The organism is Bacillus sp. LBA3-1-1.1, from assembly GCF_040676495.1.
GTDB classification, from domain to species: domain Bacteria; phylum Bacillota; class Bacilli; order Bacillales; family Bacillaceae_G; genus Bacillus_A; species Bacillus_A nitratireducens.
Genome location: NZ_JBEGIB010000001.1, coordinates 342,140 through 354,607, shown reverse-complemented (window position 1 = coordinate 354,607; position 12,468 = coordinate 342,140). Strand labels below are relative to the sequence as shown.

Sequence of the window (12,468 nt, the reverse complement as noted above, 5' to 3'; positions counted from 1 at the left end):
GAGATTCTTAGGCATAAAAAAACAAGCTATTTGTGATTAGCTTGTTTTTCAAATAATAATGCAATTTCCTGTTTATAATCTCCTCGTATAATACCTTTCTCGGTAATAATACCTGTAATTAATTCGTTTGGTGTTACATCAAATGCTGGATTATAAACAGTAGTTCCAATTGGCGTTACTTGTTTTCCAAAAATTTTCGTAACTTCTGTTTCGTCTCTTTCTTCAATAACAATTTCAGCGCCTGTTTGTTTCGTAGTATCAAATGTCGATAGCGGAGCTGCAACGTAAAATGGAATATCGAAATACTTTGCTAATATAGCTAAATTCATTGTTCCAATTTTATTTGCTGTATCTCCATTTGCGACAATTCGGTCCGCTCCTACAATAATCGCGTTTATTTCTTTCGTACGAATTGCATGGGCTGCCGTATTATCTGTAATAAGCGTCACATCAATACCCGCTTGCTTCAACTCCCATGTCGTTAAACGGCCACCTTGTAAAACTGGTCTCGTTTCACATGCATACGCATGTAAGTGTACACCTTTTTCTTTCCCAATATAAAACGGCGCTAATGCAGTACCATACCTTGCAGTTGCAATACTTCCGGCATTACAAATTGTTAAAATCTTATCACCGTCTGTAAAGCATGTTAACGCATATTCTCCAATACTCCGGCATACCTCTTCATCTTCCTGCTGAATGCGAAGCGCTTCTTCTTCTAATATTTTTTGAGCTTCTTTTATTGTAGTAATCTCTCGAATAGATTCTCTCATACGATCGATTGCCCAAAATAAATTGACTGCTGTCGGGCGTGATGTTCCTAAATAGTTACAATCTCTATTAAACTTCTTTTGAAACTCATCGATATTTATAGCATCGTATTTCTTTGCCGCAAGCGCCAAACCAAACGCAGCTACAATTCCAATTGCAGGTGCCCCGCGTACTTCTAACATAATAATGCTTTTCCATACCTCTTCAATAGTCGTTAATGTTTTAAACTCAGTAATATGCGGTAGTTTTGTTTGGTTTAATACTGCAATGGCATCACCTTTCCAACTGACAGACCTCGGAATAGTAACAATTGTACTCATGCTTTTACGCCTCCAGAAACTGTCTGTTGAAATAACGTTCGGAACAATTGAATATCAGCACTCTTAGATTCATATTTTATTAGTTCTTTGCCTAAGGATAACGCTTGCTTCTTAGCTTGAATTCTTTTTTCTTTATTTGCTATTTCATCTAAATCAGCTACATGAGCTAAGCCAATTGTTCTACGAATAAGTTCACATCCAGCAAATCCGACAGCATCAGTAAAGATGTTTTGTAAAATAATTGGTAACCATTGTTTTTCTTTCGTATATGCTTCTACACCTTCTCCAATCCATAACCTCGTAAAAGCTTCTACAAAATAACTCCATGTTTTCTCGATATGGAAAAATAGCACACTTCTTTTTTCCTCTTCACGCGATAACGCATTTAATAATAAATTTGCAATAAATTGACCAAGATCAAATCCAAATGGGCCATATGTTGCAAATTCCGGATCAATCACTTTCGTTTCAGAAGGTGATGAAAAAATACTACCAGTATGTAAATCACCGTGAATAAGCGCTTCTTTTCTCGTTAAAAATTTATATTTATATTGCGCGACTTTTAACTTTAAAGTTTTGTCACTCCACAATTCATCCACCGCTAGTTGTAACTCCGGCTCATAATCATTTGTATCGTAATGACCGAACGGATCTGTAAACACTAAATCTTCTGTAATCTTACAAAGGTCTGGGTTTACAAATGCACCTTCTAGTACCCTTTTCTCTTCTGACTCTAACCCGAAATCTGAAGTATAAAACAACACATGTGCTAGAAAACGACCAATATGTTGGGATAAAAGTGGGTACTCCTCTCCATCTATTAATCCTTTTCTTGCAATTGTTAGCCTTGATAGATCTTCTATGACTGTTACTGCTAACTCTTCATCATGACTGTACACTCCCGGCACATATTCCGGCACATACTTCGCAAAAATTTGTAGTGCTTTACTTTCAATCGTCGCTCTTTTTATAGACAATGGCCAACTCTCACCAACTACTTTCGCATATGGCAGTGCTTGTTTTATTATAATAGACTTCTCTCCATCATCTAATTTGAACACGTAATTTAAATTTCCATCTCCAATTTCATGACAAACTACATTTGCTTTCTTTTCAAAATAACCGTGTTCTTTCGCATATTGTATAGCTGTTGTTTCAGTTAATGAATAATATCCCATCGTCTTCTCCCCCTTTTTTAAATTCAGAGGTTTTTCTGACGTAGAAAAACCTCTTTCCACAAAGAAAGAGGTTTGAAGTTTATCTTCTCCCCTCTTATCTGCCAGAAAGATTTACTTTCTGCTGGAATTAGCACCGTGCCTTTTGGCGTAAATAAACGCCCCATTTCACAATGGTATTACGGTCGGTTGCTGGGCTTCATCGGGCCAAATCCCTCCACCTGCTCTTGATAAGAGTTATATAATTTTTTAGAATTTTTAACTTTATGTTGAAGACTATACCAAGAATAAAAATCACTTGTCAACATTTTATTTGTATAATTCTGGACGGCGATCTGCAAAAACTGGAATTCCTTTACGTACCTCTTTAATCTTCTCGAATTTAAGTTCTCCAAATAAAATTGATTCCTCTTCATTTGCCTCTACTACAACTTCACCCCAAGGATCCACAATTAAAGAATGACCTGCAAACTCATTATTCGGATCCTTTCCTGCCCTATTACATGCAACAACATAACACTGATTTTCAACTGCTCTTGCTTGCAACAACAAACGCCAATGCGCTAAACGAACTAATGGCCATTCTGCTACAACAAATAAAACTTTTGCACCTTTAGCAGTATGAACGCGCATCCACTCCGGAAAACGAATATCATAACAAATTGTACCAGCACACTTTATATCATCTAACTTAAATTCGCCTGTACTATTTCCAGCGATTAAATATTTATGTTCATCCATAAGCTGAAATAAATGTACTTTACTATATTCATTGACTAGTTCTCCTTCCTTGTTTACAACATACATTGTATTGGTAACACCTTGTTCTGTTTGCTTCGCTATGGAACCACCAACAATATGTACACCATATTGTTTCGACCATTCTTTCAACTTTTCTTTCGTTTCTACTCCCTCTCTATCTGCAATTTCAGAAAGTCTCGTTAAATCATATCCTGTCGTCCATAGTTCTGGTAAGACAATAACATCTGGTCTTTCCTTCATCGCTTCACTTATTTTATTTTTGGCGTTCTCAATATTTTTTTCTACATCTCCAAAGACAATATCCATTTGAATACATGCGACTTTCATTTTTTTCAGCCCCATTCTCATTTTTTCTCTTTACAAAATACTGGAAAGATTATATCATTTGTCACTAGAATTGTAACAACTTTCAAAAGAGGTGGAAAGTATGAAATTATTTCAACCTTCTGAGATAGTAACATCATTGCCAACACAATTTTTCGCTTCACTTGTTGCAAAAGTTAACAAAGTCGTTGCAGCTGGTCACGATGTTATTAATCTAGGTCAAGGTAATCCAGATCAACCAACACCGCAGCATATCGTTAAAGCTTTACAAGATGCTGCTGAAAAGACCATTCATCATAAATATCCGCCATTTCGCGGACACGAAAGCTTAAAAGAAGCCGTGGCAACATTCTATCAACGTGAATATGATGTAGTAGTAAATCCAAAAACTGAAGTTGCTATTTTGTTTGGCGGAAAGGCTGGATTAGTAGAATTACCAATTTGTTTTACAAACCCTGGTGATACTATTCTCGTTCCAGATCCAGGCTATCCAGATTATTTATCAGGAGTTGCTTTAGCAAAAGCACAATTTGAAACAATGCCGCTTATTGCAGAGAATAATTTTTTACCGGATTATACGAAAATTGATAACTCTATTGCCGAGCGTGCAAAGTTAATGTTTTTAAACTATCCAAATAACCCTACCGGTGCTACTGCATCAAAAGACTTTTTTGATGAAACCATTCATTTTGCTAATGAACATAATATATTAGTCGTTCATGATTTTGCATACGGTGCTATTGGATTCGATGGTCAAAAGCCCATTAGTTTCTTGCAAGCAGACGGTGCCAAAGATACAGGTATTGAAATTTACACTCTATCGAAGACTTTCAATATGGCCGGATGGCGCATCGCTTTTGCTGTGGGGAATGAAAGTGTGATTGAGACAATTAACCTATTGCAAGATCATATGTATGTTAGTATTTTTGGTGCAATTCAAGATGCTGCCCGCGAAGCACTATTAAGTTCACAGTCTTGCGTAGTAGACCTTGTAAATAGTTACGAATCTCGAAGAAACGCTCTTATTTCAGCTTGTCACTCAATTGGTTGGAATGTAGACATTCCAACAGGATCATTCTTTGCATGGCTTCCTGTACCAGAAGGATATACATCTGAGCAATTTTCTGATATTTTACTAGAAAAAGCACACGTTGCAGTTGCTCCTGGTGTTGGATTTGGTGAGCATGGCGAAGGGTATGTCCGCGTTGGTCTCTTGCATACAGAAGATAGATTACGAGAAGCCATTAATCGAATTGATAAATTAAATTTTTTCAAAAAGTAATTGACAACATGAAAAATATCTGACAAAATTCAGTTATCTTAAAAATTTAAACATTTCTAAATACTTCTTATCAAGAGCAGGTGGAGGGACGAGCCCGACGAAACCCGGCAACCGATCTACAATTGTAGACACGGTGCTAATTCTCGCAGCATTATGCTGACAGATAAGGAGCTGGTTGTAAAAAAACCTCTCCTTAGCTGAGAGGTTTTTTTTATTTAACTAGGAGGTTATAACAATGAGCGGAATTATAGCGACATATTTAATCCATGATGATTCACATAACTTAGAAAAAAAAGCTGAGCAAATTGCACTCGGTTTAACAATTGGCTCTTGGACTCATTTGCCACACTTATTGCAAGAACAATTAAAACAACATAAAGGCAATGTCATTCATATTGAAGCGTTAGACGAACAAGAACATACTAACTCTTACCTTGGCAAAAAAGTATCACGTGGACTCATTAAAATTCATTATCCATCGCTGAACTTTAGCCCCGACTTACCTGCCATTTTGACAACAACATTTGGAAAACTTTCGTTAGATGGAGAAATTAAACTCATTGATTTAACATTCTCAGACGAATTAAAGAAACAGTTTCCTGGACCAAAATTTGGAATTGAAGGCATCCGAAACCTTTTACAAGTTCAAGATCGCCCTCTTCTAATGAGTATTTTCAAAGGGATGATAGGACGGAATATTGGATATTTAAAAACTCAACTACGCGATCAGGCAATTGGAGGCGTAGATATTGTAAAAGATGATGAAATTTTATTCGAAAACTCATTAACACCACTTACAAAAAGAATTGAATCTGGGAAAGAAGTTTTACAATCTGTATACGAAACTTACGGACATAAAACGTTATATGCAGTAAATTTAACAGGACGAACTTTTGATTTAAAAGAAAATGCGAAACGTGCAGTGCAAGCTGGGGCTGATATTCTATTATTTAACGTATTTGCTTACGGACTAGATGTACTGCAAGCACTTGTAGAAGACGATGAAATTCCAATTCCTATTATGGCACATCCTGCTGTAAGTGGTGCTTACTCAGCATCCAAGTTATATGGAGTTTCATCTCCATTATTACTCGGAAAACTACTACGTTATGCTGGGGCTGACTTTTCATTATTCCCATCTCCATATGGAAGTGTTGCGTTAGAAAAAGAGGAGGCTCTTGCCATCTCAAAACATTTAACTGAAGACGATGCATTTTTCAAGAAGAGTTTTTCTGTTCCGTCTGCTGGTATTCACCCTGGTTTCGTTCCCTTTATTCTACGCGATTTCGGTAAAGATGTTGTTATTAATGCTGGCGGTGGGATACATGGACATCCGAATGGAGCTCAGGGTGGCGGTAAAGCTTTCCGTACTGCAATTGATGCTACTTTGCAAAATAAACCACTCCATGAAGTAGAGGACATAAATTTGCATAGTGCACTACAAATATGGGGAAATCCTTCTCATGGGGTGAAATTATGAGTATTCAAGTATTTTGTGATTTCGATGGCACGATTACAAATAATGATAACATTATGTCCATTATGGAAAAATTCGCACCACCAGAAGCTGAAGAAGTAAAGAATAGAATTTTATCACAGGAGCTATCTATTCAAGAAGGTGTTTCTCAATTATTTCAATTAATACCTACTAATTTGCACGATGATATTATTCAATTTTTAATAGAAACTGCTGAAATCCGTAGTGGTTTTCATGAATTTATACAATTTGTAAATAAAAATAACATTTCTTTTTACGTTATATCAGGTGGAATGGATTTCTTCGTCTATCCACTCTTACAAGGAATCATTCCAAAAGAGCAAATTTACTGTAATGAAACAGACTTTTCAAGTGAATACATTACCGTTAAGTGGCCTCATCCTTGTGATCATCATTGTCAAAATCATTGCGGATTATGTAAATCATCTTTAATCCGTAAATTAAGTGGTACAAATGATTTTCATATTGTGATTGGAGATTCAATTACTGATTTACAAGCTGCGAAACAAGCGGATAAAGTATTTGCCCGCGACTTTCTTATTACAAAATGTGAAGAGAATCATATTGATTATACACCCTTTGAAACATTTCAAGATGTTCAAGCTGCATTAAAACATTTGTTGGAGGTGAAATTATGAAACAACTTTTTCGTCAATGGTATGACTTAAGCGAGATAAAAAAAGAATTAACAACACGAAATTGGTTTCCAGCAACGAGTGGTAATATTTCTATAAAGGTTAGTCATGAGCCACTCACTTTTCTTATTACAGCAAGTGGTAAAGATAAAACAAAAACTACTCCAGATGATTTTCTCTTAGTAGATCATCTAGGGGTTCCCGTATTAGAGACTGAATTAAGCCCTTCAGCAGAAACAATATTGCATACACATATTTATAACAATACGAATGCCGGGTGCGTACTTCATGTTCATACAACTGATAATAATGTCATCACAAATTTATATAGTGATGCAGTCACCCTTCAAAATCAAGAAATTATTAAAGCTCTCGATATTTGGGAAGAAGGTGCAACGATTCACATTCCTATTATCGAAAACCATGCCCATATCCCAACGCTTGGAGAAAACTTCCGAAAGCATATACAGGGAGATTCAGGAGCAGTATTAATCCGTAACCATGGTATTACCGTATGGGGCCGAGATAGCTTTGATGCAAAGAAAAGATTAGAAGCTTATGAGTTTTTATTCCAATTTCATATAAAACTATTATCAATTCAAGGAGGCGTTTCTAATGGCGCAAATTCGTATTCATGAGGAAAATACTCGTATTGAAAGTGAAGTAGAGGTATCAAACTTTCTACAAGGAGAAGATGTTTTATATGAGAAATGGAATATTTCTAAACTTCCTACTCATTTAAAAGAAAATTACTCCTTAACAGATGAAAACAAAGCTGAAATATTAACGGTGTTTTCAAAAGAAATTGCTGATGTTTCAGAGCGCCGAGGTTATAAAGCATATGATGTGATTTCACTTTCTAGTAGCACACCTAACCTTGACGAGTTATTAATTAATTTCCAAAAAGAACACCATCATACTGACGATGAAGTTCGCTTTATTGTCAGCGGTCATGGCATCTTCGCTATTGAAGGAAAAGATGGTCGATTCTTTGACGTTGAACTTGAGCCTGGTGATCTTATATCTGTACCTGAAAATGCAAGACATTATTTTACCTTACAAGATGATCGCCAAGTTGTAGCTATTCGTATTTTTGTTACAACAGAAGGTTGGGTTCCAATTTATTAAGGTAGCTAGTTGAATAAAAGATTGGAGCCCCTTTTCCAATCTTTTATTGACTCTACATATATATACATCCTCCTATGGAACAGGCTTATTTCATAACATTGAAGTAAGCCTGATTTTTTATTCACTAAAATAATTTGTCCCTTTCGTTTGTTCAAATCAAATATCTCAAATCACACTTCCACTTTATCAAGTACATTTCGGAACACTTTTTGAACATTCATTGAACTTTTTTTGAATTTTTTCTGAAAATTCTGTTTTATGTATGATATACTACAAGTAATAAGAAGGAAAAGAATATTGCAAGCAGAGGGGGATAATCATGAGTTTACTTATCGCACTTATATTAGGAGTTTCATGTGGAGCTATTCCTGTCATTTTAGGAGCTATTATGGAAGAATTAGAAGTTGGTGTATTAGGTTTTGTTGCATCTTGTGTAAGCGCTTTATTTTTTGGTTTGTACGGCGCTATTCCTGTTGCTCTCCTGTGCGCATTTTATATACTACGCCATGCTCGCGCGAAACAGTTTGGTCCTAATCACATTGCACAAGTTATTCCATTCCCAATTGAACGATGCCGCCGCGCTTCCAGCCTATAAATTATCCAACTTAAATATTATGCCTGCCTAAATAAATAAAAAGTCCTCAAATGAGGACTTTTTATTTATTTTCTTCTAGAAATTGAAACAATTCTTGCAAATGAAGTGCCTCTTCACTATAGCTAACGGATATGTGACATGTCCCTCCAATCTCAGCATGCATATAAAGGGCAATTCCATCTCGATCATATTTCAATGCCAAATAAAACTCCATTTCCTCTAACATCTTTTTCGAAGTTCGTATAACATAATGCCCTTTCTCATCTCGTCCATATTCGAAACTTGGCTCAAAATCGTATTTTTGTTTAAATGCTTCTTTTTGCTTATCATTAATCTGTATACAAGTTGATTGCTGCACAGCATCAATCATCTCATCAAACTTTTGGAGATCCATCTCATTTACCCCCTTATATACTTTTTGTATAATACTTGTGTTCCGCTATTCTCTTCTCCATCTACGATTAGTTCTTCATACAATTCCTTCGCTAAGGTTAAACCCGGTACTGGTAATTGTAGTTTTTCAGCTTCATCTAAAGCAATCTTCATATCTTTCATAAAATGCTTTACATAAAACCCTGGTTCAAAATCTCCCTTTAACATTCGCGGAGCTAAATTACTTAATGACCAGCTACCTGCTGCTCCTGTTGAAATACTCTCTAATACTTTATCTGCATTAAGTCCAGCCTTTTTCGCATATGCTACTGCTTCACATACCCCTATCATGTTAGAAGCAATCGCAATTTGATTGCACATTTTTGTATGTTGTCCACTCCCTGCTGGTCCTTGCAACTGAATATTTGTTCCTAGCTTTTCAAATAACGGTAAACATTTTTCATATATTTCTTTCTCGCCACCGACCATAATTGCGAGTCTTGCTTCTTTCGCACCAACGTCTCCTCCAGATACAGGCGCATCTAACGTATATATATTCTTACTTTTACCAGTTTCATTAATACGTTTTGCCAATGTTGGTGTAGATGTCGTAAAATCAATTGCTATCGTGTCTTCATTTGCATTCTCCAAAATTCCATCTATCCCAAAGTACACTTCTTCTACATCATGTGGATATCCAACCATAGTCATTACAACATCAACTTGCTTCACTAACTCTTTCGGTGTATGACACCAAGTTGCACCATCTTGCACTAAAGAATCTGTCTTCATTTTCGTTCTATTATATACATATACTTTATGACCGTCTTGCATTAAATGACGCACCATACTTTTTCCCATCACACCAATACCAATGAAACCTATTGATAAATTTTTATTTTCCATCTTCTCATCCCCTTTGTTCTAATAAATCATTTACCATCTTTCGAAATTCCTTATTAAAATCATCATCCAAACCATTCTTCACATTTGAGAATAAAATAACAAACGTTCCTTTTTCTTTATTGAAATTATTAAACGTATTCCAACCAGATAGTACACCATGGTTATGGAAATAATCTGGATATATGTAAAAGCTAAATGCATATTTTCTTTCTTGTGAAGGTGTAAACATCGCTTGTATACTTTGTTCAGAAAGAAGCTTTCCATTTATAATCGCTTCATCTAATTTTTTCATATCCCCTACTGTCGTATACATCTCACCCGATCCATATAACCAGTCCATCCCTAATTTTTGTGCTGGCACAAGCTCTTGATCTTTCTTCACATAACCCTTCGTGAAGTTTTTATCTCCAGGCACCATATTTCCCATACCTGATTCATGCATCTCGGCCTTTGTAAATATATTTTCTTTTATATAGTCTCCTAAAGGCTTTTTCGTTATATTTTCTATAATATAAGTGAGCACCATATAATTATAATCCGTATACTTCCAACCTGTTCCTGGTGGAAACTCTAATTTTTGACTTCCAATCCAAGTTACTAAATTTATACGTGAAGCTACATTGACCTTTCCTTTCCCATTTTCCGGTAAACCAGATGTATGCGTTAACAAGTGAAATAGCGTGATATTTTTATCTGCTGGAAATGAAGGAATGTATTTATTTACATTATCTTGGATATTTAACTTCCCTTGTTCTTGTAACTGTAAAATGGATGTAGCAACAACTGTTTTCGTAATAGAACCGATACGATATTTTGTTTGAGGTGTATTTTCTACTTTATTTTGAACATCAGCATATCCATATCCTTTATTCAATATAACATGTTCTTTATCTGTCACCAAAACTGTCCCATTAAATTGCTTTCCTACTAAATATTGATCTAACTTTTGAGATATACTAGCATAATCAATTTTTTGTACTTCTTCTATATTATCCTGTACCTCTGACTCAATAGCGGGAGTTACCTTTGTTGTTAATACTGCTTGTTCCTTTAGATCGGGACTATAGAGAAAATAGTATACTCCGCCGCAAACTACAGCAGACAGTGAAGCCATAATCATTATTTTTTTTTTCATATTGTTCCTCCATAATTACTTCGTGAAGAATGGTCCCCCATATTCTATTATCAGGCAATAAAAAAAAATCGCAACAATTTGTTGCGAAAAATCACATTTTTTCCTTTCTATATATACATACTTGATTTTTCCCATTTTTTTTTGCTTCATATAATGCAATATCCGCTCTTTGCATTAATTCCTCTTTAGTAATTCCTTGCTCATATAACGCAACTCCAAAACTCGCTGTTAATTTCGAAATTCCAGAGAACTGCTTTGTTTCAATGAAAAATCGTAACGATTCCGCAACTTGAAACGCTTCTTTCTCTACCGTATCTGTCACTAATATTATAAATTCTTCTCCTCCCCACCTTGCAAATATATGTTGATGTTCAACTTTAGATTTCATAAGATCTGCAAGTTGTACTAATGCTAAATCGCCAAAATCATGACCATATGTGTCATTTACTGATTTAAAATTATCTATATCAAACAAAATAAGTGCTATTTTTTCATCATTACGTATTACATTCTCCCACTCTGTCTCCAATATTTGTTGGAATTTCAAACGATTATATATTTCTGTCAATGAATCTATCATAGCCAGTCTTTCTTGCTCTTGATAGATTTCATCTAATTCTGTAATCTCTGTGCATTTTACTATAAATCGCGATAAGTCTTCTGGTAATGGTGTCGCACGTAATAAAAAGGTAGAGGCTTCCCCTTCATAATTGTGCATCTTAATTCTTCTTCCATTTGATAAAGTATCATCCAGCCATGTTACATCGTGAGTCGTCGAATAATATCCGGTCTCTCTTATAAGATGTTCTGCAAATACTAAATGTTGTTCACGATAGGTAAATAAATTATCATATCCGAAAAACTCTAAAAAATTTGTATTACAATCAACAATCTCATCATCTTCTACTATAAATAATAAATCATTTTGAAAATCAAACATCGTTTGAAGTAATTCCTGTTGTAAACTTACTTGCCGCACTAAAGAAAGCTGATATAAACTCTTATTCACTTCCTCTAGTACTACTTGTGGGGTTACTGGTGCTATAACAATATTACGTATTCCTAACAGTAGTAAATCTGCAAACTCATTGTTTATCTGTTGATCCCAAATGATAATGAATGTGCTCTGTGAATTATATATATTCTTTATATATTTTATTTGAGCAAAATCTGTTACATACATAATTACAATATGCGGTCTAGTTCTATGAAACAACATTTCTCCTTCTTCAAAACTATTTGCTATAAACATACATTTTGGATGGACGTTTTCTATCGTTTGTTGATGTGTACATCCATCTTCTATATAAAGGACATTCAACTGAAGATCTTGTAATACATTTTGGAAAACAGTATTCTCTAATAAAAAATGTAGTATGTTCATCACTAGTCTTCACTCACTTCATATATCTTGTTCTACTGAATTCCTCACAATCATTTTATAAAAAATAGTTCTCAAAAAAATCCGATTAGTGAGGAATACATATTAACAAGCTAATTGAGAATGTTATCTTCGCTTATCTACTCTAGAAATTCCTTTTTTAGTGTATGATTATAAGAGTTGT

At 35.0% G+C, this 12,468-nt stretch carries 13 protein-coding genes and 2 riboswitches; of the genes, 6 read left to right on the top strand and 7 right to left on the bottom strand.

The window, feature by feature from the left end; genetic code table 11:
• Nucleotides 1-26: 26 nt before the first annotated feature.
• The 3 genes from mtnA to MRBLBA3_RS01985 all read right to left on the bottom strand — a co-directional run bounded on the left by mtnA (nucleotide 27) and on the right by MRBLBA3_RS01985 (nucleotide 3,355).
• Nucleotides 27-1,091, bottom strand: a complete 1,065-nt coding sequence (gene mtnA / locus MRBLBA3_RS01995; protein ID WP_044737838.1) for an S-methyl-5-thioribose-1-phosphate isomerase — start codon at nucleotides 1,089-1,091, stop codon at nucleotides 27-29.
• Nucleotides 1,088-2,269: an S-methyl-5-thioribose kinase gene (gene mtnK, locus MRBLBA3_RS01990; RefSeq protein WP_044737837.1), complete on the bottom strand. Its 1,182-nt coding sequence runs from the start codon at nucleotides 2,267-2,269 to the stop codon at nucleotides 1,088-1,090. Before mtnK ends, mtnA begins: the two co-directional genes overlap by 4 nt.
• Before the next feature lie 91 nt (nucleotides 2,270-2,360).
• A riboswitch (SAM riboswitch) is annotated at nucleotides 2,361-2,503 on the bottom strand.
• Between the two features lie 72 nt (nucleotides 2,504-2,575).
• A complete protein-coding gene (locus MRBLBA3_RS01985; protein WP_044737851.1) occupies nucleotides 2,576-3,355 on the bottom strand; it encodes a carbon-nitrogen family hydrolase in 780 nt (259 codons plus the stop codon).
• A 100-nt stretch (nucleotides 3,356-3,455) separates the two neighbouring features.
• Between MRBLBA3_RS01985 and MRBLBA3_RS01980 the strand changes: the two genes are divergently transcribed.
• From MRBLBA3_RS01980 to MRBLBA3_RS01955, 6 genes are all read left to right on the top strand, one after another.
• Nucleotides 3,456-4,634: a pyridoxal phosphate-dependent aminotransferase gene (locus MRBLBA3_RS01980; protein ID WP_000765520.1), complete on the top strand. Its 1,179-nt coding sequence runs from the start codon at nucleotides 3,456-3,458 to the stop codon at nucleotides 4,632-4,634.
• 64 nt (nucleotides 4,635-4,698) lie between these two features.
• A riboswitch (SAM riboswitch) is annotated at nucleotides 4,699-4,804 on the top strand.
• A gap of 65 nt (nucleotides 4,805-4,869) precedes the next feature.
• A complete protein-coding gene (gene mtnW, locus MRBLBA3_RS01975; protein WP_000014175.1) occupies nucleotides 4,870-6,114 on the top strand; it encodes a 2,3-diketo-5-methylthiopentyl-1-phosphate enolase in 1,245 nt (414 codons plus the stop codon).
• Nucleotides 6,111-6,770 (top strand): 2-hydroxy-3-keto-5-methylthiopentenyl-1-phosphate phosphatase, encoded by a 660-nt coding sequence (locus MRBLBA3_RS01970; RefSeq protein ID WP_044737835.1) that lies wholly within the window; start codon nucleotides 6,111-6,113, stop codon nucleotides 6,768-6,770. The genes mtnW and MRBLBA3_RS01970 overlap by 4 nt, the downstream gene beginning before the upstream one ends.
• Nucleotides 6,767-7,405: a methylthioribulose 1-phosphate dehydratase gene (locus MRBLBA3_RS01965; RefSeq protein ID WP_044737834.1), complete on the top strand. Its 639-nt coding sequence runs from the start codon at nucleotides 6,767-6,769 to the stop codon at nucleotides 7,403-7,405. Before MRBLBA3_RS01970 ends, MRBLBA3_RS01965 begins: the two co-directional genes overlap by 4 nt.
• Nucleotides 7,383-7,895: a 1,2-dihydroxy-3-keto-5-methylthiopentene dioxygenase gene (locus tag MRBLBA3_RS01960; protein ID WP_000057299.1), complete on the top strand. Its 513-nt coding sequence runs from the start codon at nucleotides 7,383-7,385 to the stop codon at nucleotides 7,893-7,895. The genes MRBLBA3_RS01965 and MRBLBA3_RS01960 overlap by 23 nt, the downstream gene beginning before the upstream one ends.
• Nucleotides 7,896-8,214: 319 nt before the next feature.
• On the top strand, nucleotides 8,215-8,490 hold the full coding sequence (locus MRBLBA3_RS01955) for a hypothetical protein (protein ID WP_044737833.1): 276 nt from the start codon (nucleotides 8,215-8,217) through the stop codon (nucleotides 8,488-8,490).
• A gap of 61 nt (nucleotides 8,491-8,551) precedes the next feature.
• On the opposite strand, the gene MRBLBA3_RS01950 is transcribed toward MRBLBA3_RS01955, so the two are convergent.
• The 4 genes from MRBLBA3_RS01950 to MRBLBA3_RS01935 all read right to left on the bottom strand — a co-directional run bounded on the left by MRBLBA3_RS01950 (nucleotide 8,552) and on the right by MRBLBA3_RS01935 (nucleotide 12,287).
• Entirely contained in the window at nucleotides 8,552-8,884 is a 333-nt protein-coding gene (locus tag MRBLBA3_RS01950; protein WP_044737832.1) for a DUF3909 family protein, read from the bottom strand.
• A 5-nt stretch (nucleotides 8,885-8,889) separates the two neighbouring features.
• Complete coding sequence (locus MRBLBA3_RS01945) at nucleotides 8,890-9,768, bottom strand: NAD(P)-dependent oxidoreductase (RefSeq protein ID WP_000428552.1); 879 nt, start codon at nucleotides 9,766-9,768, stop codon at nucleotides 8,890-8,892.
• Between the two features lie 4 nt (nucleotides 9,769-9,772).
• On the bottom strand, nucleotides 9,773-10,903 hold the full coding sequence (locus tag MRBLBA3_RS01940; protein ID WP_000727169.1) for a serine hydrolase domain-containing protein: 1,131 nt from the start codon (nucleotides 10,901-10,903) through the stop codon (nucleotides 9,773-9,775).
• Between the two features lie 91 nt (nucleotides 10,904-10,994).
• On the bottom strand, nucleotides 10,995-12,287 hold the full coding sequence (locus MRBLBA3_RS01935; protein ID WP_001023180.1) for a GGDEF domain-containing protein: 1,293 nt from the start codon (nucleotides 12,285-12,287) through the stop codon (nucleotides 10,995-10,997).
• Between the last annotated feature and the right edge of the window lie 181 nt (nucleotides 12,288-12,468).